The 26,978-nt window shown below is 56.0% G+C and carries 26 protein-coding genes and 1 pseudogene; 20 read left to right on the plus strand and 7 right to left on the minus strand.

Annotated elements, in window-relative coordinates; all coding sequences use genetic code 11:
- The first annotated feature begins 70 nt into the window (after positions 1-70).
- Positions 71-1,621, plus strand: a complete 1,551-nt coding sequence (norR, locus tag METMA_RS0108420) for a nitric oxide reductase transcriptional regulator NorR (RefSeq protein ID WP_020158640.1) — start codon at positions 71-73, stop codon at positions 1,619-1,621.
- 29 nt (positions 1,622-1,650) lie between these two features.
- Here the strand turns inward: norR and METMA_RS26340 are convergent, their stop codons facing one another.
- The 3 genes from METMA_RS26340 to METMA_RS0108435 form a co-directional block, all read right to left on the minus strand.
- The gene (locus METMA_RS26340; RefSeq protein ID WP_020158641.1) at positions 1,651-1,791 is read right to left on the minus strand and encodes a helix-turn-helix domain-containing protein; all 141 of its coding nucleotides are present in this window, start codon (positions 1,789-1,791) and stop codon (positions 1,651-1,653) included.
- A 95-nt stretch (positions 1,792-1,886) separates the two neighbouring features.
- Positions 1,887-2,435: a DUF2058 domain-containing protein gene (locus METMA_RS0108430; RefSeq protein ID WP_020158642.1), complete on the minus strand. Its 549-nt coding sequence runs from the start codon at positions 2,433-2,435 to the stop codon at positions 1,887-1,889.
- Between the two features lie 85 nt (positions 2,436-2,520).
- Positions 2,521-3,396 carry a helix-turn-helix transcriptional regulator gene (locus METMA_RS0108435; protein WP_036247652.1) on the minus strand — a complete coding sequence of 292 codons (876 nt, stop codon included), beginning with the start codon at positions 3,394-3,396 and terminating at the stop codon, positions 2,521-2,523.
- A gap of 620 nt (positions 3,397-4,016) precedes the next feature.
- Here METMA_RS0108435 and METMA_RS0108440 point away from each other — a divergent pair.
- The 7 genes from METMA_RS0108440 to METMA_RS27465 all read left to right on the plus strand — a co-directional run bounded on the left by METMA_RS0108440 (position 4,017) and on the right by METMA_RS27465 (position 12,289).
- On the plus strand, positions 4,017-4,493 hold the full coding sequence (locus tag METMA_RS0108440; protein ID WP_027147152.1) for a formate dehydrogenase subunit gamma: 477 nt from the start codon (positions 4,017-4,019) through the stop codon (positions 4,491-4,493).
- A complete protein-coding gene (locus tag METMA_RS0108445) occupies positions 4,490-6,043 on the plus strand; it encodes a formate dehydrogenase beta subunit (protein ID WP_020158645.1) in 1,554 nt (517 codons plus the stop codon). Before METMA_RS0108440 ends, METMA_RS0108445 begins: the two co-directional genes overlap by 4 nt.
- Positions 6,044-6,062: 19 nt before the next feature.
- Positions 6,063-8,903, plus strand: coding sequence for a formate dehydrogenase subunit alpha (gene fdhF, locus METMA_RS0108450; protein ID WP_020158646.1), 2,841 nt, complete (start codon positions 6,063-6,065; stop codon positions 8,901-8,903).
- Between the two features lie 13 nt (positions 8,904-8,916).
- Positions 8,917-9,768: a formate dehydrogenase accessory sulfurtransferase FdhD gene (gene fdhD / locus METMA_RS0108455; protein ID WP_020158647.1), complete on the plus strand. Its 852-nt coding sequence runs from the start codon at positions 8,917-8,919 to the stop codon at positions 9,766-9,768.
- A gap of 2 nt (positions 9,769-9,770) precedes the next feature.
- Positions 9,771-9,995 (plus strand): formate dehydrogenase subunit delta, encoded by a 225-nt coding sequence (locus tag METMA_RS0108460; protein WP_036247570.1) that lies wholly within the window; start codon positions 9,771-9,773, stop codon positions 9,993-9,995.
- 1,059 nt (positions 9,996-11,054) lie between these two features.
- Positions 11,055-11,990 carry a TIGR03899 family protein gene (locus tag METMA_RS0108465; RefSeq protein WP_020158649.1) on the plus strand — a complete coding sequence of 312 codons (936 nt, stop codon included), beginning with the start codon at positions 11,055-11,057 and terminating at the stop codon, positions 11,988-11,990.
- A 125-nt stretch (positions 11,991-12,115) separates the two neighbouring features.
- Positions 12,116-12,289: a hypothetical protein gene (locus METMA_RS27465; protein WP_198014484.1), complete on the plus strand. Its 174-nt coding sequence runs from the start codon at positions 12,116-12,118 to the stop codon at positions 12,287-12,289.
- A gap of 429 nt (positions 12,290-12,718) precedes the next feature.
- Here METMA_RS27465 and METMA_RS24295 read toward each other — a convergent pair.
- From METMA_RS24295 to METMA_RS0108490, 3 genes and pseudogenes are all read right to left on the minus strand, one after another.
- Positions 12,719-13,748, minus strand: a pseudogene (locus METMA_RS24295) (IS91 family transposase); the annotation flags it as partial.
- Complete coding sequence (locus METMA_RS0108485; RefSeq protein ID WP_020158653.1) at positions 13,745-13,924, minus strand: hypothetical protein; 180 nt, start codon at positions 13,922-13,924, stop codon at positions 13,745-13,747. The gene METMA_RS0108485 and the pseudogene METMA_RS24295, both read right to left, overlap by 4 nt.
- A gap of 9 nt (positions 13,925-13,933) precedes the next feature.
- Positions 13,934-14,674 carry a tyrosine-type recombinase/integrase gene (locus METMA_RS0108490; protein WP_020158654.1) on the minus strand — a complete coding sequence of 247 codons (741 nt, stop codon included), beginning with the start codon at positions 14,672-14,674 and terminating at the stop codon, positions 13,934-13,936.
- Between the two features lie 189 nt (positions 14,675-14,863).
- Between METMA_RS0108490 and METMA_RS0108495 the strand changes: the two genes are divergently transcribed.
- The 6 genes from METMA_RS0108495 (at position 14,864) to METMA_RS0108525 (ending at position 18,796) form a co-directional block, all read left to right on the plus strand.
- Positions 14,864-15,229, plus strand: a complete 366-nt coding sequence (locus METMA_RS0108495; RefSeq protein WP_020158655.1) for a hypothetical protein — start codon at positions 14,864-14,866, stop codon at positions 15,227-15,229.
- A 92-nt stretch (positions 15,230-15,321) separates the two neighbouring features.
- Positions 15,322-15,687, plus strand: a complete 366-nt coding sequence (locus METMA_RS26345; protein ID WP_084254103.1) for a hypothetical protein — start codon at positions 15,322-15,324, stop codon at positions 15,685-15,687.
- 63 nt (positions 15,688-15,750) lie between these two features.
- Positions 15,751-16,065, plus strand: a complete 315-nt coding sequence (locus tag METMA_RS0108505) for a hypothetical protein (RefSeq protein WP_020158657.1) — start codon at positions 15,751-15,753, stop codon at positions 16,063-16,065.
- Between the two features lie 75 nt (positions 16,066-16,140).
- Entirely contained in the window at positions 16,141-16,707 is a 567-nt protein-coding gene (locus METMA_RS24300) for a histidine phosphatase family protein (RefSeq protein WP_020158658.1), read from the plus strand.
- A gap of 474 nt (positions 16,708-17,181) precedes the next feature.
- Entirely contained in the window at positions 17,182-17,649 is a 468-nt protein-coding gene (locus METMA_RS0108520) for an SRPBCC family protein (RefSeq protein ID WP_036247658.1), read from the plus strand.
- Positions 17,650-18,259: 610 nt separating this feature from the next.
- On the plus strand, positions 18,260-18,796 hold the full coding sequence (locus METMA_RS0108525; protein WP_027147154.1) for an REP-associated tyrosine transposase: 537 nt from the start codon (positions 18,260-18,262) through the stop codon (positions 18,794-18,796).
- Between the two features lie 174 nt (positions 18,797-18,970).
- Here the strand turns inward: METMA_RS0108525 and METMA_RS0108530 are convergent, their stop codons facing one another.
- Positions 18,971-19,909, minus strand: coding sequence for a Tim44 domain-containing protein (locus METMA_RS0108530; RefSeq protein WP_027147155.1), 939 nt, complete (start codon positions 19,907-19,909; stop codon positions 18,971-18,973).
- 99 nt (positions 19,910-20,008) lie between these two features.
- Between METMA_RS0108530 and METMA_RS0108535 the strand changes: the two genes are divergently transcribed.
- The 6 genes from METMA_RS0108535 to METMA_RS0108560 all read left to right on the plus strand — a co-directional run bounded on the left by METMA_RS0108535 (position 20,009) and on the right by METMA_RS0108560 (position 26,843).
- The gene (locus METMA_RS0108535; protein ID WP_020158663.1) at positions 20,009-20,407 is read left to right on the plus strand and encodes a hypothetical protein; all 399 of its coding nucleotides are present in this window, start codon (positions 20,009-20,011) and stop codon (positions 20,405-20,407) included.
- An 89-nt stretch (positions 20,408-20,496) separates the two neighbouring features.
- Positions 20,497-21,744 carry a TolC family protein gene (locus tag METMA_RS0108540; protein WP_020158664.1) on the plus strand — a complete coding sequence of 416 codons (1,248 nt, stop codon included), beginning with the start codon at positions 20,497-20,499 and terminating at the stop codon, positions 21,742-21,744.
- On the plus strand, positions 21,741-22,832 hold the full coding sequence (locus METMA_RS0108545; protein WP_020158665.1) for an efflux RND transporter periplasmic adaptor subunit: 1,092 nt from the start codon (positions 21,741-21,743) through the stop codon (positions 22,830-22,832). The genes METMA_RS0108540 and METMA_RS0108545 overlap by 4 nt, the downstream gene beginning before the upstream one ends.
- On the plus strand, positions 22,832-25,927 hold the full coding sequence (locus METMA_RS0108550; RefSeq protein ID WP_020158666.1) for an efflux RND transporter permease subunit: 3,096 nt from the start codon (positions 22,832-22,834) through the stop codon (positions 25,925-25,927). The genes METMA_RS0108545 and METMA_RS0108550 overlap by 1 nt, the downstream gene beginning before the upstream one ends.
- On the plus strand, positions 25,924-26,232 hold the full coding sequence (locus METMA_RS0108555; RefSeq protein WP_020158667.1) for a DUF3240 family protein: 309 nt from the start codon (positions 25,924-25,926) through the stop codon (positions 26,230-26,232). The genes METMA_RS0108550 and METMA_RS0108555 overlap by 4 nt, the downstream gene beginning before the upstream one ends.
- 191 nt (positions 26,233-26,423) lie before the next feature.
- Positions 26,424-26,843, plus strand: coding sequence for an RNA recognition motif domain-containing protein (locus METMA_RS0108560; RefSeq protein WP_020158668.1), 420 nt, complete (start codon positions 26,424-26,426; stop codon positions 26,841-26,843).
- Positions 26,844-26,978: the final 135 nt, after the last annotated feature.

Below are 26,978 nucleotides of genomic sequence, written 5' to 3' on the forward strand. Positions count from 1 at the left end.
CCCATTTCGAGGTATAGTTGTCCTGTTAACATCGCGTTAAAGTTGTCTACTTAACAACCAGGTTATCATTATGACGACCCCTAACTTTTTTACCTCGCTGATTTCAGTAGTCGCGGACCTTTCCTCCCACATGCCATCGGAGCAGCGTTACCGGCGCCTGCTGCAGCATTTGCGCCAGACTTTTCCGTGCGATGCCTCGGCATTGCTCAGACTGGAAGGCCGCCAGCTGGTGCCTCTGGCGGTCAGCGGATTATCGGAAGACACGCTGGGACGGCGTTTCGCCATTGACGAGCATCCGCGGCTGGCGCGCATTCTGGCATCCGACCGAGCCGTGCGCTTTGCCGCCGATTCCGATCTGCCCGACCCCTACGACGGGCTGATCGAGGCGGAGGATGCCCGGCTGCTGGTACATGACTGCATGGGGGTAACGTTGTTTATCGACGGCGAACCCTGGGGCGTCCTGACCTTGGATGCGCTGGGCGCGGGCACGTTCGACGGCATCGACCCGCTGCAATTCAGCGCCTTCATCAGCCTGACCGCCGCATCGGTCAAGGCCGCCGGCCTGATCTCGTCCCTGGAGCAGCGGGTCAGCTATGCCACCCGGACCCTGATCAAGAAAAACGCCGATCACGGCCTGATCGGCGAGAGCGAATGCATGCAGGCCTTGCGCAATGAAATCTCCACCGTCGCACCCTCGGAACTGGCGGTGCTGATTCTGGGCGAGACCGGAGTGGGCAAGGAGCTGGTGGCCCAGCGCATTCATCTCGAATCGGCGCGCGCCGACCAGGTCATGGTGTACGTCAACTGCGCGGCGCTGCCCGAGAGCATTGCCGAGAGTGAACTGTTCGGCCACAGCAAGGGCGCGTTTTCCGGCGCCGTCAGCGACCGGGCCGGCAAGTTCGAGCTGGCCGACGGCGGCACGATTTTTCTCGACGAGATCGGCGAACTGCCGCTTTCAATCCAGGCGAAACTGCTGCGCACCCTGCAAAACGGCGACATACAGCGCGTCGGCAGCGATCGGCAGATCAAGGTCGATGTCCGGATCATCGCCGCGACCAACCGCAACTTGCGGCAGGAAGTCGCCAGCGGCCAGTTCCGCTCCGATCTTTACCACCGCCTGGCCGTTTACCCCATGCATGTTCCGCCCCTGCGGGACAGGGAAAAAGACGTTTTATTGCTGGCCGGCGCCTTCCTGGAAAAAAACCAGCAACACCTGGACGTTAAGAAGCTGCGCCTGGACTCGGGCGCTAAAAAAGCCCTGCAGGAGTACCACTGGCCCGGCAACGTCCGCGAACTGGAGCATTTGCTGAGCCGCGCCGCCCTCAAGGCCTCGACCCGGGGCAATCGCCAATCGGGCATCGTCACGATTTCCGCCGCCTATCTGGACATAGCCCCGCATGCGCAGGCCGAGCCGGGCGCCGTACAGGACGGCGCGGCATCGGATGCCGCGGCGACTGTTTCAATCCCCCTGGATTTCAAAGACGCCGTTGATGAGTTCCAGCGCCAGCTTATCCGGCAGCAGATCGCCCGGCACCAGGGCAACAGGGCCGCCGCCGCGCGGTCGCTTGGGCTGGATCGCGGCAATTTTCATCGCTTGCTGAAACGCCTGGCGATGCTCTGAGCCCAGGCCCCGCGGATAAGCCTGCGCCGCTACCCCAGCTTTCGGTACAGGGTGCTGCGATCCACGCCCAACAGTCTGGCGGTCTGGATCTTATTGCCGCCGGTTGCCTCCAGTACATGGCGGATATAAGCGCGCTCCACGTCCTGCAGCAGCTTCGGCTGAATTTCCAACGACAGTTTGTCTTACCCGATTTTAATTAGCGGCTTTTTGCGTGGCCCGACTGGTCCGGCACCTGGCGGTTGGTCTATGCCTTTTAAACCGCGCGTTACCAGATCAAATCATCAGGCACCTGGTAAGCCGCATAGGCGTCATCGATTTTCTCTTCAGCCTGTTGCTGATCATTCAGCAACAGCACGCAGCGCTCATCACGCGCCTTTATTTTCAGCGCGACATCGGTCGGCACGATCTCGTACCGCTGCTCGCATTTCACGATCGCCAGGCGGCCGCTGCTGATCTGGTCGCGCATGGCTTCCGAAACATACACGGTCTTGACCTTGTTGTCGTCGCTGAATTTGTAAGCAATGCCGTCGTCGACATCGGCCTGCTCCCGTCGGTTCTGGTCGATCAGCTGCCTGATCTGGGCGGCGATCTCTTTTTGCTCCGCCTGTTCTTTCTTCAGCTGGCTGAGTTCGCGGTCGCGGGCGGCCTGCTCTTCCCTGGCTTTCTGCGCCAGGCGTCTGGCCTCATTGTCGCCTTCGGCGTTATTTTGCCGCTGCTGTTTGCGTTTATCCGAGCGAATCTGTTTAGCCTTCGCGTCGGTCGTCAGGCCCGATTTTAACAGCTGCTCCTGTAACGATAATTTTCTTTGGCTCATGGTTCGGTCCTAATAACTTGTTAAATTCCAGACGGGCGAAAACCGTTCGCTATACGCGACTTCATGCCCTATAAATTTGAATGCATCACCTGTTGAAAATGATGTTGCCCAGACCCTGGATATCGTAACCGCCCAATTCCTCGGCCTTCTCGATAAAAGCGGCGGAGCGGCTCAACGTAAACAGCGCCTGGATCGGCGGCTCGAAATAATCTCGCCGACGCATGACCAGATCGAAACGCTCGGTCGCCAGCGGAATAAAGTCCAGATGCAATTGCCTGGCGACCGAAGCCACGGCAATACCTGCATCGGCCTTGCCGCCGGCAATGGTAAGCCCGACATCGAGCTCGGTCCGGGCTAGCTTGTTGACAATGTTAAGATCCGATCGATCAATCTTTCCGCCGGCCAGCAGATAATCCAGCAGCACCCGGCTGCCGGCGCCTTCCTGGCGGTCTATCAGCCGCGCCTTCTTGCCGGCCAGGTCGGCCAGAGAACCTACAGCCAACGGATTGCCCGGCGCGACCACCAATCCCTGCTGCCGCCATGCCCATTCGATCACGACGATATCCTGACTCTTTAACGTCGACTTGATCAGCGGCACATTGTATTGGCCGCTGTCCACATCCAGCACATGCATGCCGCACAGGATCGCTTCGCCCAGGCCAAAGCGGCTCAAGCCTTCCAGGCTGCCGGTGGCCTGCACGGCCAATGGATGGCGGCTTTCGCGCAAGGCCCATTCCAGCAAGGGATCATGGCTGCCGACCACGACTTCCGGCACCTGTTGGACATAATGCGCATTCAAGGTCGATTCGCTGTTCTGCATCAACCACAAATCGATCAAATGCCTGGGGAACAGCCATTTTCCCATGACCCGCGTGCACGGTATCTGCTTTTGCGCAACCAAATCGTAAATCTTGCGCTCCTTGATTCTTAAATACTCCGCGACTTCATGCACCGTCATCATTTCAGGCAAGCGTTTATCCTCCAGGTTGTTTGTTACAAATTGATGAAACAATATAACGAGGTTGCCGGCACCGTGCAATTCAGCTGATAAGGGCTGAAAATCAAATAATTATGCATAATTATGTTTTATTTTCATAATCTATCGGCATTCCTTCCATATCCCTAGCCAGAAGCCGGTTTTTACGCCATCGCAAGAACCGTAGGGTACGAGACTGTGAAAGTATTCAATTTAAAAGATTTAACCACGAAGGACACGAAGCACACGAAGTTTTAAGTTATTGATTAATTTTATTTTTTCTTCGTGTCCTTCGTGATCTTCGTGGTGAATAAGGCTTTTTATGACGCTTTTCACTAATTCTTTCACAGTCTGGTACGCATTGCGTACCTGTCATAATCTCCATACGTACTGAGTTTCTAGGAAGGTACGCGATGCGCACCCTACAAACGCCATGATCCGGACGCTGGAGTATCCCCCTGATTCCCCGCAGGACACACAAGCCATAAAACCACAATAATTTTGCATAATTTGTTATATTTATGTGTTTTTTACATGCCTATTTAAAATATGCTATTCTTCGCCATCCTTATTCCGAGACGAAAGAGCAACACAGCGAGACCAACATGACAGACCTTAACGGTAGACAAGAAGCGGTACGGAACGCTATCGCCTCTTTAAAAGACAAGCCCGGAGCGCTTTTACCGATTCTGCACAGCGTGCAGGACACGATTGGTTACATTCCCGCCGACAGCATTCCGGACATTGCCAGGGCCTTGAATCTTTCCCGCGCCGAAGTGCATGGCGTCATCAGCTTTTATCATTACTTCCGCGACACGCCGCCCGGCAAACACACGCTGCACGTCTGCCGCGCCGAATCCTGTCAGGCCATGGGCAGCAAGCAACTGGAGAGCCATATCAAAAACAGGCTCGGCATCGACTATCATGAAACCACGGCCGATGGGAAGTTTTCCCTGGAACCCGTGTATTGTCTCGGCCTGTGCGCCCGTTCGCCGTCCCTGCAAATCGATGACGCCGTTTACGGCCGTGTCACTGAAGAGCGTTTCGACGCCATCGTCAACGAACTGGAGGCTTCCTTATGAGCATCACTGTCTACGTTCCGAATGATTCCTGCGCCGTTGCCATGGGTGCCGACCAGGTCGCTGCCGCCATTTCAGAACAAGCCCGAAACCGGGGGCTCGAAATCGATATCGTGCGCAACGGCTCGCGTGGCCTATACTGGCTGGAACCGATGATTGAAGTCGCAACGCCAGCAGGCCGCGTTGCTTACGGCCCGGTTCAGAAAAACGACGTCGAAGGACTTTTTGAAGCCGATTTCCTGAACGGCGGCGCGCATGCGCTGCATCTCGGCCTCACGGAAGAAATGGACTATTTCAAGCGCCAACAGCGCCTGACTTTCGCGCGCGTCGGCATCACCGACCCGATCAGCCTGGACGACTATATCAAACACGACGGCTACCGCGGCCTGAAGAACGCGCTGGCCATGAACAGCGCCGACATCGTCAAGCACGTCACCGATTCCGGCCTGCGCGGCCGCGGCGGCGCGGCATTCCCGACCGGCATCAAATGGAACACGGTGCTGAATACGCCGGCCGACCAGAAATACATCATCTGCAATGCCGACGAGGGCGACTCAGGCACTTTCTCTGACCGCATGATCATGGAAGGCGACCCGTTCGTGCTGGTCGAAGGCATGACGATCGCCGGTCTCGGCGTCGGCGCGACGCAAGGCTACATCTATCTGCGCGTCGAATACCCGCACGCGGAAAAAATGCTGAACGCGGCCATCGCGGCCGCCTATGAAGCCGGCTACCTCGGCGACAACATTCTGGGCAGCGGCCACGCCTTCCATCTGGAAGTGCGCATAGGCGCGGGCGCCTATGTCTGCGGCGAGGAAACGTCCTTGATGGAAAGCCTGGAGGGCAAACGCGGTCTGGTGCGCTTCAAGCCGCCACTGCCGGCCATCAGCGGCCTGTTCGGCAAGCCGACTGTCGTGAACAATGTCATCTCGCTGGCTTCCGTGCCCATCATCCTGGACAAGGGCGGCGACTATTACCGCGACTTCGGCATGGGCCGCTCGCGCGGCACGCTGCCGATCCAGCTGTCGGGCAACATCAAGCGCCCGGGACTCGTCGAAAGCGCCTTCGGCCTGACCCTGCGCGAACTGCTGTACGACTTCGGCGGCGGCTCGGCGTCGGGACGCCCGATCCGGGCCGTGCAGGTCGGCGGGCCTTTAGGCTCCTACATGCCTGAATCACAATTCGATACACCGCTCGATTACGAAGCGTTCTCGGCCATCTGGGCCGTCCTGGGCCACGGCGGCATCGTCGCGTTTGACGATACGGTCAACATAGCTGAAATGGCCCGCTACAGCATGGAGTTCTGCGCGATCGAATCCTGCGGCAAATGCACGCCGTGCCGCATCGGTTCCACACGCGGCACGGAGGTCATGGACGCCATCATCAAGGGTGACAACCTCAACAAGAATATTCCGCTGCTGCGCGATCTGTGCGATACGCTGCTGAACGGCTCTCTCTGCGCGTTGGGAGGAATGACACCTTATCCGGTACTGAGCGCGCTGAATCATTTCCCCGAGGATTTCGGGGCTCAAGATAAAGCGAACGCGGCCTAACCCATTTAAGGAGACGACTATGTCTAAATTCGAAAAAGATTTTGGCACGCCAGCCAGCCCGTCAGACCAGCTGGTCACGCTGGAAATCGACGGTTTCAAGGCCACTGTGCCGGCCGGCACCTCGGTCATGCATGCCGCCGCCTCTATCGGTATTGAAATTCCCAAGCTGTGCGCGACCGACAGCCTGGAGCCGTTCGGTTCCTGCCGTCTGTGCCTGGTCCAGGTGGAAGGCGGCCGCGGCTATCCGGCCTCGTGCACGACGCCCTGTGCCGACGGCATGAAAATCACCACGCAGAACGCCAAACTGGCCGAAGTGCGCCGCGGCATCATGGAGCTGTATATCTCCGATCACCCGCTGGACTGCCTGACCTGTTCCTCGAACGGCGACTGCGAACTGCAGGACATGGCCGGGGCCGTGGGCCTGCGCGAAGTGCGCTACGAGCCGGTCAAGACGCACCTGAATGCCGAAAAGGACGACAGCAATCCTTACTTCAGCTTCGATCCCAGCAAATGTATCGTCTGCTCGCGCTGCGTCAGGGCTTGCGAGGAAACCCAAGGTACTTTCGCCTTGACCCTGGACGGCCGCGGCTTCGACAGCAAAGTCTCGCCGAGCCAGAATCAGGCCTTCATGGATTCCGAATGCGTCTCCTGCGGCGCCTGCGTACAGGCCTGCCCGACCGCGACGCTGATGGAAAAATCGGTCATCGAGCACGGCCAGCCCGAACACGCCGTGGTCACGACCTGCGCTTACTGCGGCGTCGGCTGCTCGTTCCGGGCCGAGATGCGGGGCGACCAGGTCATCCGCATGGTCCCCGACAAGGACGGCAAGGCCAACCACGGCCATTCCTGCGTCAAGGGCCGCTTCGCGTTCGGTTATGCGACCCACAAGGACCGCATTACCAAACCCATGATCCGCAAGAGCATCAAGGACCCCTGGCAGGAAGTCAGCTGGGAAGAGGCGATCGACTACGCCGCCTCCGAACTGAAACGCATACAGGGCAGCTATGGCAAGGACTCAGTCGGCGGCATTACCTCATCACGCTGCACGAATGAAGAGACCTATCTGGTACAAAAACTGATACGTGCCGGCTTCGGCAACAACAACGTCGATACCTGCGCGCGCGTGTGCCATTCCCCGACCGGTTACGGCCTGAAGCAAACCTTCGGCGAATCGTCCGGCACGCAGAACTTCGATTCGGTCATGCACGCCGACGTCATCATGGTCATCGGCGCCAATCCGACCGACGGCCATCCCGTGTTCGGCTCGCAGATGAAAAAACGCCTGCGCCAGGGCGCCAGACTGATCGTGGCCGACCCGCGCGAGATCGATCTGGTCAAGACTCCGCATGTCAAGGCCAGCCACCACCTGAAACTGCGCCCCAGCACCAACGTGGCGCTGATCAACGCCTTGGGCCATGTCGTTGTTACTGAAGGTCTGGTTGATGAAGCGTTTGTGCAGGAACGTTGCGACGTCGTCTCCTTCGGCAAATGGAAAAGTTTTGCCGCCGAAGAGCGCAATTCGCCCGAAGCGTCCGAAGCCATTACCGGCGTACCGGCCGCCGAGGTCCGGGCTGCGGCCAGACTGTATGCCAAAGCCCGCAACGGCGCGATCTATTACGGCCTGGGCGTCACCGAACACAGCCAGGGCTCGACCATGGTTATCGGCATCGCCAACCTGGCCATGGCGACGGGCAATCTGGGACGCATCGGCGTCGGCGTCAACCCGCTGCGCGGCCAGAACAACGTCCAGGGCTCGTGCGATATGGGTTCATTCCCGCATGAATTTCCCGGCTACCGCCATGTCTCCGACGCGGCCACGCGGCAGCTGTTTGAACAAAACTGGGGCGTTGCGCTGGAATCCGAACCGGGCCTGCGTATTCCGAACATGTTCGATGCGGCGCTGGACGGCAGCTTCAAGGGCTTGTACGTCGAAGGCGAGGACATCGCGCAATCGGACCCGGACATTCAGCACGTGCACGCGGCCCTGCGCGCGATGGAATGCGTGATCGTGCAGGATCTGTTCCTGAACGAAACGGCCAAGTTCGCGCACGTGTTCTTGCCCGGCTCGTCCTTCCTGGAAAAGAGCGGCACATTCACCAATGCCGAACGCCGGATCTCGCCCGTGCGTCAGGTCATGGCGCCGCTGGGCGGCTATCAGGACTGGCAGGTCACGCAGCTGCTGGCCAATGCCATGGGCTATCCGATGAACTACAGCCATCCGTCCGAAATCATGGACGAAATCGCAAGGCTCACGCCCAGCTTCGCCGGCGTCAGTTACGAGAAAATCGACCAAGTAGGCAGCGTGCAATGGCCGTGCAACGACGAAGCGCCGGAAGGCACTCCAACCATGCACGAGCAGGAATTCCTGCGCGGCAAGGGGCGGTTCATGGTGACCGAATACGTGCAGACCCAGGAACGCACGAACCGGCAGTTCCCGCTGATTCTGACCACCGGACGCATCCTGTCGCAATACAATGTCGGCGCGCAGACGCGTCGCACCGACAACGTCGCCTGGCATGCCGAAGACCGCCTGGAAATCCATCCGCATGACGCCGAAGACCGCGGCATTAAAGACGGCGACTGGGTCGGCATCAAAAGCCGTGCCGGCGAGACGGTACTGCGGGCTCTGATCACGGACCGCGTCCAGCCGGGCGTCGTCTATACGACCTTCCACTTCCCGGAATCGGGCGCCAACGTCATCACCACCGACAATTCGGACTGGGCAACCAACTGCCCCGAGTACAAGGTCACGGCGGTACAGGTCGCCAAAGTCAGCCAGTCTTCGGAATGGCAGCGCCGCTACCATGACTTTACGGAAGAACAGCTGCACCTGCTGGATCAGGCCAGCCTGCACTCGTAACGGGAACAAGACCATGCAGACATTGCCTTTAAACCTGGAACTGGGATGGCCCAGTTATCAACAAAATACCGTTGAACGCTGGCAGGGCAATAGTTATTCGCGACAGCTGGATTACGTTGCCGAGGAAGCCCCGGTGTCGCTGGTCTACAACGGCCTGCCGCATGTCGTGATGCTGGCGACGCCGACCAATCTGGAAGACTTTGCCCTCGGTTTCAGCATCACCGAGGGCATCGTGCAGCGGGCGGATGAAGTGCTGGCCACGCGCGTGTACCAGCGTTCCAACGGCATCGAAGTGCGCATCCGGATCACCGAACAGCGCTTCCGCTGCCTGGCCGACAAGGGCCGCAACCTGACCGGCCGCACCGGCTGCGGCCTATGCGGCGCCAGCAATCTCGATCAGGCCATACGCCCTACCGGCCCCGTGCACGGCAGCCTGACCGTGCCGGCAACGGAGCTTTGCAATGCACTGGCCCAGCTTCGCGATTGGCAGACATTGAACCAGCTCACGGGTGCAGTCCATGCCGCCGCCTGGGTCGTGCCGGGCCAGGGCATACAGCACGTGCGCGAGGATGTCGGCCGCCATAACGCGCTGGACAAACTGATCGGACTGCTGCTGCGTGCCGGCAAGAACCCGGCCGACGGCTTTCTGATCATGACCAGCCGCGCCAGCTATGAACTGGTCCAGAAGGCCGCGACCGTCGGCATCACGCTGCTGGCTGCCATCTCCGCTCCGACCGGCCTCGCGATCCGCCTGGCCGAAGACACCGGCCTGACGCTGGTCGGCTTTTCACGCGACGACCAGCATGTCGTCTACAGCCATGCCGAACGCTTAACCCATACGACTTACCCTACCTTATTGAAATAACCATGCATCACACAGCCAGACTGATAAAAATGGCCAATGACATTGGCCACTTCTTCAATTCCGATCCCGACAAGGAAGCCGCCGTGGACGGCGTTTTCGATCACCTGCGCAAATTCTGGGATCCGCGCATGCGCAAGGAAATCATCCAGTACTACCGCGAAGGCGGCAGTGAGCTGAGCGAATTGGTAAGACAGGCGGTCAAGCGCCTTGAACTGGAACAGGGCTGAGGCGGCGTTCAGCAGATCGATTAATACACCACGAAGAACTCAGAGAGCATGAAGTTTTTTGTATTCTTCGTGGTTGATTCCCAGTGATACTTTCCAATCAGTCCAGCCACAGCAAATCCATCACCGGCACATCGGGATATAAAGACAACACCAAGCGCTGAACCGGTGGAAACCTGCCTCACGCGGATAAGATTTGTAAACCGGCCCGAACGTTTGATAATGTCGTTATCATTATTCCATGCAAGCGAAAATACTGCGGGAGGTCCATGCTGTCGTCCGCAATGTTTTTATAGCCAATTAGCTCAGGCGCTGAAGAGATCTTGAAACCGGGGTTACAATCCCCAATCTTCTTGACGCATACACTCCATTAAACGCATGCCCATGCTGTACATGAGATTTGCCATCAAACCATGGAGCCGCTCACCGTACCAACAAGACCTCCTCCTCTGCGCGCATCAACACATTTTGTAAACGTTGCGGCTGCTTAACACGCACGACATTATCCAGTAAAGGTAAAGTACTTAACGCGTATAGGTTCGCAGACTTGATCAAGGAGTTTTGGCGGTGTCTTTCCAGTTTGCATAAATAAGGTTGCTATCAATAGAGCGATGACTATAAAATCATACCTAACGGATTGCGAGAGTGGCGTTATACACCTGCAATTTAAATTTTATATACACCTGAAAAGGTGTCTACTTAATAATTAAGCCAAAATAGGCACCTTCCTTAGGATAGAAGGTCAACAGTGCACGGTGACAAAGTCTCAAAAACATGTTACATAGCGAAGCGGCGGTTGCCAGTGCATAACTAAAGTTATGCACTGGCAACCGCCGCTTCGCAATAGAAGTTTTTCGACTGCGCCACTCGCTTCTGTGCCATTCGACGTTAAGGGGCTATTTCGGCCTAAAGCTCGCTCAAGCACACGCTTCATCAGAGCTTGATTATTTTTTAAAGAGTTAAGATGACCAAAAGAACTGTTGATACTTTAAAGCTCACAGAGAAGCGGTGCTTAGCTCGAAACGTTAGCTATTTCCTAATCACATTTCTTGCGCAGTTACTATGGATGACTTACTAGGTCTCGGAAAAGGTACAGATAAACTGATTGCCGCTGTCGAGCGTGCATTGGGGGCGGTTTACCGCCCTTATGGAATACGACGCGACGCAGACGCTGAGGCTTACCGCCTGACTATGCTCGAAGCCGCCAAAACTGATGCGAAGACTCGAAACACCCTGGAGCTTGCAAGGGCGAAGTCAGAAGCGAACATGATTCACGCAGAGGGGAAACAAGCACTAGAGGCTCGATTGGAAGCCCGACTACAACATAGAGCCCTCCAACAACAACTAAATATCGAGAGAATCATTGAAGGGGCATTAGCCCAGCCTCAACCAGCGCCAACTACCGAGGAAGTCGACCAGGACTGGCTTAGCAATTTCTTTGAGCATGCACAAAGCGTTTCCGGAGCTGAGATGCAAGCTCTATGGTCGAGGGTTCTGGCATTGGAAGTTGGAATACCCGGAACGTTTTCGCCGAGAGCGCTAGAGGTGTTGCGAAAAATGACTCGCCGAGAGGCGAACTCATTTCAGGCCGCCTGCAAACTGGCGTGCTCTTTTACGCCAGAGGAAGGTCGAAAAACCATTCTCCATGGGGCTTTCCGCCACAGTTGGCTCAGTCTTTCTGAAACCCCAAAGATCGAGATCAATAAGTTCGGTTTACCATTTCTTGACCGCATGAATTTGGCACGAATAGGGCTTATGTATGAAGATGAATTAGTTTTGGGAGAGTTCCCGCGAGAGCAAGAATTGTCTTTCTATTTTGACTCTACGCAATTAAACCTTCGGGCGAAGCGCGGCGGCGTGAAACTCCACAACTACGCCTTGACTCCTATCGGATTGGAACTCTCCGCGCTTGTCGCTTCAGAAGAGGATTCAGCCTACATTGCAGCCCTGAGTACTTCGCTGGCAAAGTTCTTTCACGTCCATAACGAAAATGGCTAACCCTACAATGCACCGGACCTGCGCGAAAAGCCGCGCAGGCCGGTGATTTTGAACGTTAGGCGTCAACGTGCTCAGGCGCTTAGTCTTTTAATTGTGAGCACGGAACATTAAATGAGGAGAGAAACATGGGGATTTTCGATGGCCTGTTTGGTGGTGGATCAAAGTCATCTGATGGCAAGTCCGGCGTCATAGAGTACGGAAATAACAAAAACTCTGGTGGTCACGATCACCGAACCAATAAAGGTGATGATCGCACGCCTTCACAAAAATCTGGTGATGAAAAAAGAAAAAAAGACTAATACTATGCGGGGCAAGCTGAAGCTTGCCCCGTTTTCAAGAAACGCGGGGTCTTGCAATCACGCATCCTGCCTAACGAATAAGGTTAGATGGTGCGAGCGCCGCGCGCGAAGCCACCATCTGAACCGTTTGTTGGACAAGCCCGGTGGTCGCAGAGCTGACTTTATATAAGAAAATATCTTTTCGGAGTTTGAGGGTGGTGGAGGCTTGTTTAACGCGCTAAGGCTCAAAGATAAGCTGGAAGGGTCGCCTGCGGCCCATCCTCCGGAATTGGATGCTTGTAGACGCATTATGCCCCGGATTTAGGACGAGCGAAACCCTCGGCGCAAAAAGACCACTTCAGGCTTGGCCGGGGGTGAATGCTGAGCTTACATAACTTGTCGTGTCCGGTTTTTCATGAGCCGGTTGGCATCGGCGTTTCCAATGCGAACGATGGCCTGATTTGGATTAAGGCCGAGCAAGTATTGCAATAAGCCGATTAGCCGTTTGCTGTTGGGGTGCAAAAAACCGAAGTTGCGAGTGCGCCTGAAGCCCTTGGGCAGGACATGGCGGAGAATCAGCCCTAGGAATTCGACACCCGGTAAGGTGCGGGTCTGCCATCGCTGGGTTTTGCTGTCCCGGTAACGGAAAGTCACTTGGCCGTCCCGGCAGGCGATAATATTCTTTTCCTGGATGACGCCTTTATACAGATAGCGGCCGAGATAGACCAGGGCTTTGTCGCCACGACCGACGGACTTGACGTCGACGCCCCATTTTTCCGGGGACAGAAACCCGCTCCCTGCGGTTTCTGCACTCCCCACCTCCCTGTGGGTCGTAACGGTCGGGCAGAGCCAGTCCTGCTTGTGTAATCGCCTCGAGCATTTTAGCGCGAAAGACTTTGGCCAGTGCTTTATGACTGAAGAGATAGGTTTTGTGGTTGTGTTTGCCTTTTTTGGTCCGCCAGAGCCGTTTGTCCCTATCGATGGCGGCCGCCGGCATCACCAGATGCACATGCGGGTGATAATCGAGACGGCGTGAATGGGTGTGCAGTACCGTGATGGCGCCGGCGTTTCCCTGGAGCTTCGGGTCGTTTTGTGTGAAGGTTTTGACGGTCTCCCAGCTACAGCGGATCATCAAGTCATACAGCGTGCGCTGCTGTTGCCAGGCCAGCGTTCTGAATTCTTCGGGCAAGGTGAAGGTTAACAAAAAATACTCGGCGGGTACTTGCTTTTGCAATTGCCTTTCCAGCCATTGTTGCGATTCATGAGACTGGCAGTGGGGACAGTTGCGATGGCCGCAGGAATGCGGGACGTAGACTTGCTGGGAGCAGTCGTCGCATTGCGCCAACATCACAGGACTTAGCGAAGTGTGGCACTGTTCCATAGCGGCCAGTGCCTGGCGCTGGCTGGGCAATAGTCTGTCTTGATAGCGCGCGAGAAATTCGGCTTCAAAGGTTGCGATGATCGATGAGAGCAGGATCATTTGACCGTCCTCCAGTCAATGGCAAAACCATTCATCAGAGCATTGATCGTCTGGTTGGCGTTCTGGTTCGTACCGGAGGTCAGGTGGGTATAGCGGGCGGTGGTAAGAATCGAATGGTGACCGAGGATCTTCTGCACTTCCAGCAGATCGCCAACAGTAGGCGCTTTAGGCGACACCGGCTTCGATCAGATGCGTGGCATAGCTGTGACGTAAACTGTGTGGCGTAATCTTTTTTTTAGACCACAGTCTTGCGCCACCTTGCGCAGCGTTGCTTGCACGCCGCCGCGATCCAGCGGTGTCGTTGCCCGGCATGCGCCCTTGAGCCCACCTTGACGATTAGGAAACAACAACACCGGGTTACGATGGACCTGCCAGAAGCGGCGTAACAGGGACAACGTTGCCTCCGGCAACGGCACCAACCGGTCTTTATTGCCTTTGGCATCGCGGATGTGCACGCGCTGGTGTTCGGCGTCGATATCGTCCACCTCCAAGCGCAAACCTTCGCCCAGACGCAGCCCAAGGCTGTAGACGGTGAAATAGAAAACCCGGTAACTGAGGGTGTGGGTGGCCAGGAACAAACGCTGGGCTTCCTCTACCGTGACGATATCCGGCAAGCGTTGGGCCCGTGGCGGTTTGATCAGACCGATATTGACCCAGGGCTTATGCAGCACATGGGCGTAGAAGAATTTAAGACCGTAGAGGTCCAGCTTGACGGAACTCCAGGAATGCGATTCCAGCAAATCGGAGAAATAGTCGGTCAATTGCGGTTCGGACAGCTCAGTAATTTGCTCATCGAAATACTGGCCGATACGCCGAATGGCACGGGCGTAGGCCTCGATCGTCTTGGGCTGGAGCCCTTTGAGCTTAAGGTGTTTAAGATGGCTTTGATAATTGTGCTTGAAATTGGCTTCAGATGATGCTGTCATTATGGCGTAACCTCATGATTCGTCGTGGAATGCTCCCTCGCAGTGAGGGCTTGAGGTTACATTTTATAAACAATCAGGCGTCAGGGTTCTTCTCCGCGTTAGCGGCTTCGTCCAACAAACGCGTCAATTGGGACTGGTTTTCCGCTGACGCTCCAAACCAGCCCATTACGTTTGCGTTAGAGCTTAAAAATGGATGCCGCAGAACTCGTAAATGTATTTATACAACGCGTTGTTGTTAAGGAGAAACAGGCGCGCTATACAGGCTTCGTCGGAAGCAGCAAGAATAGAAAGAAATTCTTGGAGGCTTTAGATCACAAGCTTGGTTCTGAAATTGATTTATCAAAAACCACAAAGTCTCTCGATGGAAAAGAATGGCGTACCGCAGCGGTTCTTTATTCGAGCAATGGAACCTTTGGTACGACGTTTAATAGTCTCAAAGAAGCTTATGAACAAGCTTCGTCGTATGGAGGTTGGCTAATTCTTGGCCTATCCGGGCATGTTGCCATTTTTCGTCCAGAAGGAAAAAATGATGATGAACTTTACTTTAAGCTCTAACATGGCGCTCAACCGGAGCGCGGTCATAATGCGGTTTTGTTCCAGCTTTCCGTGCCGCGCCCGGTTAGCTTTACGTTACGCAGCATAGAATAATGGAATGGCAACCAATGACAGAGGCTGAAATATGGGATGAAATAAATTCAGCTTGGAAAAGAATGTCACTTCCCCAAAAGCGACTATGGGAAGTCATTCGCATTATTCCTGAAAAATGGAAACAAAATCCTTGGGGTAACGAAGGCAATGGATTTTGGGTCGTTGGTTTAATTGGCAATTCTGTTGTTTGGTATAACGATATTGAACATGGGTTCAATAAATCAAAATTTACTCATTATGGTGAAATTAATGAATATTGGTGCAATCAAGATGAGTTGGAATGGACTATTCAACATATCATTAATGAAATTAATGATGGATATGACTCTGCTGGCTATTCAAGTCCTCCGCAACCAATTGCATAACCCGGCGCTCAAATGGACGCTCCGCTTCGCTGCGCGCCCTTTAGCTTTGCGTTATAAGGCGAAATGAACAGCGTAACGAGTGATATAGGTACACTTCCACTTCACGACGCAATCGTGCAAGAGATTCGGATTTGTTGGAATCAAAAGCAGGTAGTATTAACGTTAGATGTATTCTTAAATCCGAAATTAAAGGCCAAACCGTGCGAGCTTATTTTTTACGGCGTTACAAATATCGAAATCTCTCATTATGCTCCATGGGGGGAGTCATCCTGTATTAACGCAGTTCGGTTTGAAGAAAATAATTTTCGAATTGAAATGCAAACAGGCGATATATTAAGCATTGAGGCGTCTAGTTATGAATTTCAAGAACTTCCCTGATAACACGTCGCTCAAAGGGACGCTCCGCTTCACTGCGCGCCCTTTAGCTTTGCGTTATGTTTCAGGAGACCTCCGTTGCAAATCGTCCTGATGCGACATGGCAAACCCAAGATCGACACACGCCACCGATTGAATGCGGCAGAGTTTGGCGTTTGGGTTGAACAATACAACGCTGCCGGTATCGATACCGAGTGCCTGCCCACGCAAGAAGCTGTTGCGCAAGCCAGCCGATGTGCTTTTACTGTGTGCAGTAACCTTCCACGCTCTTTGGAATCTGCTAATGCCCTTGGGGTTGAGCGTATAGGAGCCTATTCCCACATGTTCCGAGAAATGGATATGCCTCACGCTGCGTGGCGTTTCCCAACCCTCTCGTTGCAGGCGTGGTTGGTGTTTTTTCGGCTTGCCTGGGCGCTCGGATATTCAGCCAACGCAGAGTCGTTCAAATCGGCCAAGGCAAGAGCACACAACTGCGCCGAGCAACTCGCCAATTTGGCTTCAACTCACGGCACTGTATTGTTCGTTGGGCACGGCTCGCTAAACTGGTTTATCGCAAGGTATCTCAAGCGCATGGGGTGGCTGTCCGCTGACAAGCTACCCAAGAAATACTGGGAACACAGCGTCTTTTACATGCCGGCAACATAACGAATAAGGTTAGATTGTGTGAGCAAAGCGAACCACAATCTGAACCGGTTGTTGAACAAGCCCGGTGATCACGGATTTGACTGGACGAAGCCGCTACGCGGAGAAAAAATCTTATCGCCCGATTGTTTATAAAATGTAACCTCAAGCCTTCACTGCGAGGGAGCATTCCGCGACGAATCATAAGGTTACGCCATAATGACAGCATCATCCGAACCCGATTTCAAGCACAATTATCAAATCCATCTTAAACATCTTGGGTCCAAAGAGGTTCAGCCCAAGACGATATAGATCTACACCCGTGCTACTCGACGTCTCGGACAGAGCCATAGGATGCACTGTCGCCACGAGCGAACAAGTGCACTCCGTTCTTAGCAGAGCCTTGAGTGTCAATGGCCAATAAAAGGCAGAAGCGAAGCGTAAAAACCTTGCGCAATTATGGTAGATTGCGACATCACATTCATCCTCAATAACACTGTGAAAATTTATCAACTCTACCGTAGACAAACGCTAGGCATGACCCGCAAGCAAGCCTGGGAATTCTTTTCTTCGCCGCATTTTCTCAACGACATCACACCCGATTTTTTTCATGTCGACATTACTTCGCCAGTGCCCGACGAAATTTATGCCGGCTTGATGATCAGCTATCAAATGAAAGCAGTATGGGGCATTCGAATGTCCTGGTTGTCGGAAATCAGCCATTGCCAGAAGCCGTTGCGTTTCATTTATCAGCAACGCATTGGGCCATTTGAATTCTGGAGCCATGAAGTGTGTTTAAACGAATGCCCTGACGGCATTGTCGTGGAAGATATTGTCTTTTACGCCATGCCCTATGGCTGGCTGGGCGAATTGCTACATGCCCTATTGATCGGCGATAAATTGAAACGCATCTTCGATACGCGGCATGACTATCTTGAAACAAAATGGGGCATACAAGCGCAATGATTTTTGCTTTACATGCCAACCTTATATACCAGAATCCAGCACTTAATCGGCCTTGTTCTGACGAGTAAATTTGCAGAGTATTCATGGCGTGCGAATAGTGTGCCCGGCATGGGCTAAAACTTGTTATCTGAAAAGAGATAACCGGAAGTAATAACGACAACCGTGGTGAAGCGCAAGGGGGAAGTCGCGAGGCCAGCCTGAAAGAAGCGTGTAGCAAAAGCACGACCGTAGGACACGAACAAGCAGAGAGGCAGGGTGTGGCGAGTGCAATAACAGGGCGTTTACAACGTAAGATGTATCGACAAGGAGCAAAACCTTGAGCGGCTTAGCCGTTGATTCCAACCGCCGGATGCGGAAAACCGTATGTCCGGTGGTGTGGCAGAGGTGACGGGCGCAATCCCGTCACCTCGATCCAATCGAAGATGGGAGGACTGGGTTATGAATTCTGAGCCAAAGACTGTAGGTCGGGTTAGCCTTTGGCGTAACCCGACAGGTCGGAGCCAAGTAGACGCATCGGGGCACGAAAGTGTCGGGTTACGCTGCGCTAACCCGACCTACGGAGCTGATTTGCAATGAATAATTTTAGCGATAGTGTAACCGGACAATAATCATGCAATACCGACGCGTATTCATCCCAGGAGGGAGTTATTTCTTTACCGTAGTCACGGAAAAACGCAGGCCGGTGTTTAACAATGCAGCAATGGTCGAAGTCCTGCGCGACGCATTTCGCAATGTACGCAAATCCCGCCCGTTCGAGATCGACGCGATGGTAGTAATGCCGGATCATTTACATTGCCTTTGGACATTGCCGTCCGGCGACAGCGATTACGCTACCCGTTGGAGATTGATCAAAACCGGGTTTACCAAACATTGCGATCCGGCGTTGCGGCAATACCGCAACGCCTCTCGCCAATCGCGAGGCGAACAGGCGGTTTGGCAACACCGTTATTGGGAGCATGTGATACGTGACGAAACCGATTTTCAGCGCCATGTCGATTACATCCATTACAATCCGGTCAAACATCGATTGGCGTCATCGCCAATCGATTGGCCGTATTCCAGTTTTCGCCGTTATGTTGAAGCAGGCATATATCCGCCCGATTGGGGGCGAGATGGCATTGATCTCGAAGGTGTAGGTCATGAATAAACAGCACCAGCACAACGAAACCGTAATCGTAGGTCGGGTTAGCGAAAGTGTCGGGTTACGCTGCGCTTTTATGCCCTTTAGGGTAAACCCGACCTACGGAGCTTGGTCGGCCTTGAAATGCCGGGTTCAGCAACCCCGCCAGAGCGCTATCAACGACTTGGCCGACCCCAGCAATCAATCTTCCAATTGCTGAATGCCGTCCAGATACCAGGTAGGCTGTATGCTGTTTTTGGGCTTGACGAAATGCCAGACTTCGCGGACCTGATCGGCATGGACATTATCGTTTTCTCGCATGATGGCATCGAACAGGACGACCGCCTGCAGTTCGGTGCCGATTTCACGCACTTCCAACAGTTCCGCTTCCAGTTTCAGGACGTCGGTGCGGTTTTCCTCGCGGGAGGCTTTAAGCTGGTCCTGTATTTCGGCGAATACCTTGTCGGTTGTCAGGCCTCTGATTTCGGCCAGGTCACGCTCATCCCAGGCTTTTTGCAGCGCCTTGAAGGCGGTTTTGGCGCCGGCCAGGAACGCCGGGGTGTCGAAACCGGCCGGAACGGCGATGTCCTGGCCGAAGTAGGCATCTTGCGAAGCCGTTTCAGCGCCTGGCTTGTCTTTATTAAACAGAATATCGGTATCGAATCCGGCCGGGTTCGATGAACCGGACTGCGGCGTATAGGCTGCCGCGCTGTCGTCATAGCCATTGGGTGATTGCGGCCGGGTGCCTGTCTTCCTGGCCGCAAACAGTTTGTAAAGCAGGAACACCAGGCCGCCAAGCACCAGAATATCGATAAGGTTGATGCCCTGGAAAGCGCCGCCGGCCAGCAATGAGCCCAGCAAACCGCCCAGCGCCAGACCGCCCAGCATGCCCATCAGGCCGCCGCGGTTAGCCGTGCCCGGGCGGGCGGTCTGGTTTTGCTGCGCGGCTTGCTGCTGTTGCTGCTGATTGGACGAGCGGGCCGGCGGCGCGACAGCGCGCTTGTAAGGCTGGCTGAACGAGGACCGGCCGCCGAAGGAACTGCCGCCGCCGAAGCGTTTGGCCTCGGCATCGGAAATGCCGCCTAGCGACAAGGACAGGCCGATCAATAAAGTGGCTATTACGCCGGTGTATCTATTCATGAGTTTTTAGGAGGGATGTCAATAGAGGTTTTATGGATATGAGGGTGAATGGGCAAATTACAAGTTGTTAATTTTTTTTTAATGGCATAGCATTACCGGATGTTGTCGGCCCTACGCTTCCATATTGTTGTCTTCCTGGCGATGTTGCAATTGATTGCACCGTTGGTGCATGCGCATGCCGGCGAGAAAATCCCCGACCTGGGCCTGCATGTCCCCGGCCTGGAAGCGTATGGCGCCAAAAACGCCGGTCTGGGGCTAGAGGCGGTCTCCTATACCGCCGGTGCCGAGGTGATGCTGTTCAGTGTCGATACCGGCATCAGGCTCAACCCGACGCATGCCGATACGGATGCCGACCAAAGTCCTTACTTGCATCACGAGATAGGCCTGTTCAATGCGCCGATCTCCCCGTTCGATACGAATTTTTCCCCGCAAACCCAGCCGTTTGTCTGCCGGCTGCTCATTCCCTCGCTCTCGCCCCGCGCGCCACCTGCCCGTTAATCTCCGTTGTTTTTTAAGTTCCACCACGGAACTTGTTCCTTATTTTCTAAAAACTGATAAGCGGTATTAAACCGCACCGGAGCTTTACTATGTTTGCCCTTCGCCTTATCAGAAGGTGTCTGCCGGCTTATGCGCTGGCCACCTCGCTGAGCTTTGCGGATGCCATTCCTGTTGTCGCCCATTTCGATCCGATCGAAGTCGATGCCGGTTTGAGTCTGAGCCAGACCATCGAGTTAACGCTGGAACAATACCCTGACAACGCCTGGCTAAAAGCGCTGGAAGAAGAATCCGCCGCACTCGGACAGCGTGGTGACAGCTGGCTGGCCGGCGCGCCCAGCATCGGCCTGTTCTTCCAGGAAGCCACCAGCGGCACCCTGCATTATGGCGATGCCAGTATTACCGCGCCGCTGTGGAACTTCGGCCAGCGCGATGCCGAGCAGGCCGTCGCGAAACAGGCCGAAAGCAGCGCGCGGATGCAGTCGGCCGCGGTTAAATTACGCGTGGCGGGCCTGGTCAGGGCCGCCCTGTGGGATATGGAACTGCAGCAAATCCGCTACGACCAGGCTCAGGCCCAGGTCAATCTGTCCGAACAACTGCTGGCCAAGGTTGAGCGCCGCGTCGAGCTGGGCGATCTGCCGCGCGCCGATCTGCTGCTGGCGCAAACCGAGCTGCTGCAACAGCGCTCGCGACTGACCCAGGCCGAGGCCGAAGTCATGCATGCGCGCAAACGCTATGCCAGCATCACCCAGATGACGAAAGTGCCGGGCAATTACCGCGAAACCCTGGCGGACGTAACGGAAGTCCAGCAGAACCATCCTGCCCTGGCCGCGGTTAACAGCCAGATCGCGCGCAAGCAGGCCGAAGTCACTGCCATCAAGGCCGTAGGCTCGGGCCAGTCCGATGTTTCGGTCGGCATCAACACCGATCACGGTGACGAACGCAGTAATAAGACCGAAAGCTTCAACATCGCCGTGTCCGTGCCATTCGGCGGCAGCGCGCATCTGGCGCCGCAGATAGCCGCCGCCAACGTCGCGCTGAACAAACTGATTGCCGAACGCGAGCAACTCATCAGGGATCTCGAGCGGGCCCACCACGAAGCCGAACACAACCTGGAAGTCAACCGGGCCGAGCTGGCCATCGCCGAGCAATTGAAGCAGGCGGCCGAGGAGCATTTAAAAATGACCGAACTGAGCTTTTCGCTGGGTGAAATCAACCTGATCGATTTACTGAAAATCCAGTCCAGAACCCAGCAGGCCCTTCTGAATGCCAAAGAGCGATCAGTCATACTGGAGCGCGATAAGGCGCTGTACAACCAAGCCGTCGGAGTCACCCCATGAACATCATTTTATTATTACTGCTGAGCATCGCCTGCGCCGGCGTCCAGGCGGCTGACCATGTCATTCAGATAACCCCGGAATACATCGACAATCTGGGCGTGAAACTGGGCAAGCCCGAGCCCGCCAGCCAGGTGCCGGTCCTGCATGCGCCTGCGAAAGTCGCGATCCCGCCGACGCACGAGCATGTCGTCAGCACCGCCCAGGCCGGCCTGATCACGAAACTGCATGCGGCCGTCGGCGATAAGGTCGAGAAAGGCCAGGTATTGGCCGAGATCAACAGCCCGGACCTGCTGGCCCTGCAGCAGCAATATCTCAAGGCCGTCAATGAGCTGGAGCTGGGCCGGGCGGTTTATAACCGCGACAAAAAACTGCTGGAAGAAGGCGTGATTTCCGGCCGGCGTTCGCAGGAGACGCGCAGCCAATACAATATTTACCTGAACGAAGCGCACGAAGCCCGGCAGTTGCTGGAAATAGCCGGCCTGTCGGCTGCGGAAATCGAGCGCCTGGCCAAGACCCAGCGCCTGAGCAGCCGGCTGACGGTGCGCGCGCCGATGTCGGGCGTCGTGCTCGAGCGCATGGCCGCGGCCGGCCAGCGCATAGACAATCTGGCGCCGCTGTACCGCATCGCCGACTTGAGCGAACTCTGGCTGGAAATCAACATCCCGCAGGAGCGCCTGGGGGATATCAATATCGGCGATCAGGTGGTGATCGACAATACCGATGTCACGGCGCCCATCAGCCTGCTCGGCCAGAGCGTCAATCCACAGAACCAGACGGTGCTGGCCCGGGCCGTCATCAAAAGCATGCCGGCCGCCGTGCGCGCCGGACAGAAAGTCAACACGCGGATTATCCAGGGCAGCGACAAGAAGGCATTCAAGGTCCCGAACTCGGCTGTCGCCCAACACGAAGGCCATGCTTATATCTTTATCCGCACGGACCAGGGTTTTATGGTCAAACCGGTCAAAGTCATGGGCAGACAGGCTACCGATTCCATCATTACCGGCGAGTTGACCGGCGCCGAGGCCATCGCCGTCACGGGCGCGGCCGCGCTGAAAGCCAATTGGCTGGAACTCGGGGGCGATGAATAATGGGCGGTCTGATTCGTTTTGCGCTGAGCCAGCGCATACTGATGCTGTTGGTCATAGCGCTGCTGGCGGGCGGCGGCTATTACGCGTTTAAAAACATTCCGATCGATGCCTTTCCGGAAGTCTCGCCGACTCAGGTCAAGGTCATCGTGAAAGCAGCCGGCATGACGCCGGAAGAGGTCGAAGCGCGCATTACCGCGCCGATCGAAGTCGAACTGTTGGGCATTCCGCACCAGACCATGCTGCGCTCGATCGCCAAGTACGCGCTGACCGATATCACCATCGATTTCGAGGAGGGCACCGACATTTACTGGGCGCGCCAGCAGATCGCCGAGCGCCTGAACACGATGTGGGGCGACCTGCCCGAGGGCGTGGAAGGCGGCATTGCGCCGATGACGACGCCGCTCGGCGAAATGTTCATGTTTACGATCGAAGGCGGCGACCTCAGCCTGACGGAGCGGCGCACGCTGCTGGACTGGGTCATTCGCCCGGCCGTGCGCACCGTGCCCGGCGTGGCCGATGTCAATTCGCTGGGCGGGCTGGTCAGAAGCTTTGAGGTGGTGCCGGACAATATGCGCCTGGCCGCGCGCGGCATCACTATCGACCAGCTGGTGGAGTCGCTGCAAAGCAATAACCGCAACGACGGCGCGGGGCGCCTGACCGAGGGCGAGGAAGCGCTGATCGTGCGCGCCGAAGGCCGCATCAAAACCCTGGACGACGTCGCGGCCATCGTCGTCGATAACAAGGACGGCGCGCCGATCAAGGTCAGCGATGTCGCCGACATCAGGATCGGCGCCCTGACCCGCTACGGCGCGGTCAGCAAGAACGGCAAGGGTGAAGCCGTCACCGGCCTGGTGCTGAGCCTGCGCGGCGCCAATGCGCGCCAGACCATCGAGGGCATACAGGCAAAAATGGACGAACTGAAAGCCGGTTTTCCGCCCGGCGTCGAGGCCAAGGTGTTCTATAACCGCGGCAATCTGGTCGACAAGGCCGTCGACACGGTTCAGCATGCCTTGCAGGAAGCGATCGTGCTGGTCGTGATTCTGCTGATCCTGTTTCTGGGCAACCTGCGCGCCGCGCTGACCGTCGCCCTGATCCTGCCGCTGGCGGCGCTCGTGACCTTCATCCTGATGCAGCAGATGGGCATGTCGGCCAACCTGATGAGCCTCGGCGGATTGGCCATCGCCATCGGCATGCTCGTCGATGCGGCCGTGGTCGTGGTCGAAAACATCATCACGCACATGGCGCACGCGGAAAAAGCCCGGCGCCTGCCGCGCCTGCACGTAATCTACCGCGCCACACGCGAAGTGGCCGTGCCCGTGACCTCGGGCATCCTGATCATCATCATCGTATTCCTGCCGCTGCTGACCCTGCAGGGGCTGGAAGGCAAGCTGTTCACGCCGGTGGCGCTGACCATCGTGTTCGCGCTCGGCGGCTCATTGCTGCTGTCCCTGTCGGTGATTCCGGTGCTGGCTTCCTATCTGCTGAAGCAAGTGTCCCACGAGGAACCCTGGCTGCCCCGGCAGTTGCTGAAGCTGTATCAGCCGGCCTTGCTGTGGGGCTTTTCGAACAGTAAAAAAGTCTTTATCGGTGCCGGCGTCTTGCTGATCGCCACGGCGGCGGCCTTCACGCAGATCGGCAGCACCTTCATGCCGACCATGGATGAAGGCGACATTATCGTACAGCTGGAAAAACTGCCGTCGATCACGCTGGAGCAATCGGTGGCGCTGGACCTGCAGGTGCAGAAAAATCTGCTTCGGAACATTCCGGAAATCACCGATGCGGTCTCGCGCGTCGGCACCGATGAGCTGGGCCTGGACCCGATGAGCCTGAACGATACCGATACCTTCCTGATCCTGAAGCCCAAGGATGAATGGCGCATGGACAGCAAGGAGCAACTGATCGAGGAAATCCGGCAGGTCATGGGCACCACGCCGGGCATCGCCTTCAAGTTCACGCAGCCGATCGAGATGCGCGTATCGGAAATGCTGACCGGCACGCGCGGCGATGTCGCGGTCAAGCTGTTCGGCACAGATCTGGATGTGCTGAACGAGAAAGCGGCGCAGATCGCCGGCGTCCTGAGAAACATCAAAGGCGCCAGCGATGTGTTCACGAAGCAGAACGAGGGCATGCAGTTTCTGCAGCTGACGATCGACAAAACGGCGGCCGGCCGCCTGGGCCTGGACAGCGACGGCATCGAGAGACTATTGCGCGCGCAGATCGAGGGACTGAAACTGGGCATCGTGCAGGAAGGCATCAGGCGCACGCCGCTGATTGTCCGCGGCGGCAGCGATACGGCCAGCTTTGAAAACCTGCAGATAACGTTGCCCGACGGCGGCCATGTGCCGATCACGACCGTCGCGCGCCTGGAGAAAGTCGAGGGCGTGGTGTCGGTGGAACGCGAGCACGGCCAGCGTTTCGTCGTGATCAGCAGCAACGTGCTGGACCGTGACCTGGTCGGTTTTGTCGACGAAGCGCGTCAGACCGTCAGGGACAAGGTCGATCTGCCGACCGGCTATTTCGTCGAATTCGGCGGCCAGTTCGAGAATCAGCAGCGCGCGGCCGCGACGCTGTCCCTCGTGATCCCGGTGTCGCTGGGCCTGATCTTTCTGCTGCTGTTTTCGACCTTCGGCTCGGTGCGCCAGGCCACGCTGGTCCTGTCGAACATTCCGCTGGCCATGATCGGCGGCGTGTTCGCGCTGTGGCTGTCGGGCGAATACCTGTCGGTGCCGGCCTCGGTCGGCTTTATCGCCCTGCTTGGCATCGCGGTGCTGAACGGCGTGGTCATGGTCAGCTATTTCAACCAGCTGCGCACGACCGGCATGGCCATGGCGCAGGTCGTGGTCGTCGGCTCCATGCGGCGCTTGCGGCCCGTGCTGATGACGGCCAGCATCGCGGCCTTCGGCCTGATTCCGCTGCTGTTCGCGACCGGCCCGGGCTCCGAGATTCAGCGTCCGCTGGCCATCGTCGTGATCGGCGGACTGGTCTCGTCCACGTTCCTGACGCTGTTTCTGCTGCCTATTTTGTTTAAATTGTTCGGTCAGTCGCCTGAGCCGCGCGCTGAGACAGAGCCAATGGCCGATGGAGTCAAACCATGAGCAACGATAAAGAATACCTGGTGACCCTGAATGTGCCGCCCGGCCTGGAAGAGGCGGTTGTCGATAACTTGCTGGTACTGGAGTCGGAACACGGCTTCAGCAGTTACATTGTCAACTCGCATGACCATAAAAACGAGGGCCTGTCGCTGCTTGAGCAGGTCACGGGCCGGCAGAAAAAAATCCGCTTTCAACTGTATATGCCCGCGCAGGGACTGCCGGTCTTGCTGGAACAGTTAAGGCAGGAGTTTTCCGGCTCGGGTATCCATTACCGGGTGACGCCGGTCATCGATAGCGGCACTATCTAGGCAGTAGTACAGGCAAACCGACAAGCCTGGCTATCGGCATCTTGTGATTGAACAAACTGAACGTTATTATCTGCTGTTAAAAGTTGCGTGCGGGCCGGTTTTATCAACCCGGCCCGCACGTGCAGATATCGGTAATTGCGACACATACCGGATGCCAGACAGTATCTACCCAATAATAAGAAATTCAGGTAATGATCATTATTTTAAAAAACATACCGGCCAATACCAGAAAGAAGGAAATAGAAGATTTTATCCGGCCGATTATCAAAGGCGGTTTTTTCAGCAGAAGCGGCAGAATAGAATCCATTCGGATTAAGGGACAAAGAGATACCCGGTTCAATACCCTTGAATTCCATGCCCTGGTACGAGTCGTGCCGGATGCCGTGGCAATGAAAGTCGTAAAAAAACTCAACCGGAAGCTATTCAAGGGCAAGCATACCGCCGTCAATGAATTTCAATATCGAAACTGGCGCAACGACCGCAGAACCGACACGCGACAGCCGGCCAGTGACAGACGCCTCGCGGACCGCAGGCGCGCTCATCTGGAAGTGATTGAGGATGTTTCAGAAAGGTTCAGCAGCAAAAAAAGTTTTCACCGGAAGCATGAATAAGCCTTACCGGCCTTACCGGCCTTTTCGTGCCGCTTCTTGGTTGCCCGGTTAGTGTCGCATTGCAGACCATCATAAGAGAGGCGGATAGAAACCGATGAAATATTCCTGAGTTTATTGCCTAAAATCTGGTTATCA

This window comes from Methylobacter marinus A45 (assembly GCF_000383855.1).
Lineage (GTDB): Bacteria > Pseudomonadota > Gammaproteobacteria > Methylococcales > Methylomonadaceae > Methylobacter > Methylobacter marinus.

Excerpts from the sequence above, each read along its gene's own strand:
- norR (WP_020158640.1), top strand. The coding sequence starts at position 71 with ATGACGACCCCTAACTTTTTTACCTCGCTGATTTCAGTAGTCGCGGAC.
- METMA_RS0108430 (WP_020158642.1), bottom strand. The coding sequence starts at position 2,435 with ATGAGCCAAAGAAAATTATCGTTACAGGAGCAGCTGTTAAAATCGGGC.
- METMA_RS0108435 (WP_036247652.1), bottom strand. The coding sequence starts at position 3,396 with ATGATGACGGTGCATGAAGTCGCGGAGTATTTAAGAATCAAGGAGCGC.
- METMA_RS0108440 (WP_027147152.1), top strand. The coding sequence starts at position 4,017 with ATGACAGACCTTAACGGTAGACAAGAAGCGGTACGGAACGCTATCGCC.
- METMA_RS0108445 (WP_020158645.1), top strand. The coding sequence starts at position 4,490 with ATGAGCATCACTGTCTACGTTCCGAATGATTCCTGCGCCGTTGCCATG.
- fdhF (WP_020158646.1), top strand. The coding sequence starts at position 6,063 with ATGTCTAAATTCGAAAAAGATTTTGGCACGCCAGCCAGCCCGTCAGAC.
- fdhD (WP_020158647.1), top strand. The coding sequence starts at position 8,917 with ATGCAGACATTGCCTTTAAACCTGGAACTGGGATGGCCCAGTTATCAA.
- METMA_RS0108460 (WP_036247570.1), top strand. The coding sequence starts at position 9,771 with ATGCATCACACAGCCAGACTGATAAAAATGGCCAATGACATTGGCCAC.
- METMA_RS0108465 (WP_020158649.1), top strand. The coding sequence starts at position 11,055 with ATGGATGACTTACTAGGTCTCGGAAAAGGTACAGATAAACTGATTGCC.
- METMA_RS27465 (WP_198014484.1), top strand. The coding sequence starts at position 12,116 with ATGGGGATTTTCGATGGCCTGTTTGGTGGTGGATCAAAGTCATCTGAT.
- METMA_RS0108490 (WP_020158654.1), bottom strand. The coding sequence starts at position 14,674 with ATGACAGCATCATCTGAAGCCAATTTCAAGCACAATTATCAAAGCCAT.
- METMA_RS0108495 (WP_020158655.1), top strand. The coding sequence starts at position 14,864 with ATGGATGCCGCAGAACTCGTAAATGTATTTATACAACGCGTTGTTGTT.
- METMA_RS26345 (WP_084254103.1), top strand. The coding sequence starts at position 15,322 with ATGGAATGGCAACCAATGACAGAGGCTGAAATATGGGATGAAATAAAT.
- METMA_RS0108505 (WP_020158657.1), top strand. The coding sequence starts at position 15,751 with ATGAACAGCGTAACGAGTGATATAGGTACACTTCCACTTCACGACGCA.
- METMA_RS0108525 (WP_027147154.1), top strand. The coding sequence starts at position 18,260 with ATGCAATACCGACGCGTATTCATCCCAGGAGGGAGTTATTTCTTTACC.
- METMA_RS0108530 (WP_027147155.1), bottom strand. The coding sequence starts at position 19,909 with ATGAATAGATACACCGGCGTAATAGCCACTTTATTGATCGGCCTGTCC.
- METMA_RS0108535 (WP_020158663.1), top strand. The coding sequence starts at position 20,009 with ATGTTGTCGGCCCTACGCTTCCATATTGTTGTCTTCCTGGCGATGTTG.
- METMA_RS0108540 (WP_020158664.1), top strand. The coding sequence starts at position 20,497 with ATGTTTGCCCTTCGCCTTATCAGAAGGTGTCTGCCGGCTTATGCGCTG.
- METMA_RS0108545 (WP_020158665.1), top strand. The coding sequence starts at position 21,741 with ATGAACATCATTTTATTATTACTGCTGAGCATCGCCTGCGCCGGCGTC.
- METMA_RS0108550 (WP_020158666.1), top strand. The coding sequence starts at position 22,832 with ATGGGCGGTCTGATTCGTTTTGCGCTGAGCCAGCGCATACTGATGCTG.
- METMA_RS0108555 (WP_020158667.1), top strand. The coding sequence starts at position 25,924 with ATGAGCAACGATAAAGAATACCTGGTGACCCTGAATGTGCCGCCCGGC.
- METMA_RS0108560 (WP_020158668.1), top strand. The coding sequence starts at position 26,424 with ATGATCATTATTTTAAAAAACATACCGGCCAATACCAGAAAGAAGGAA.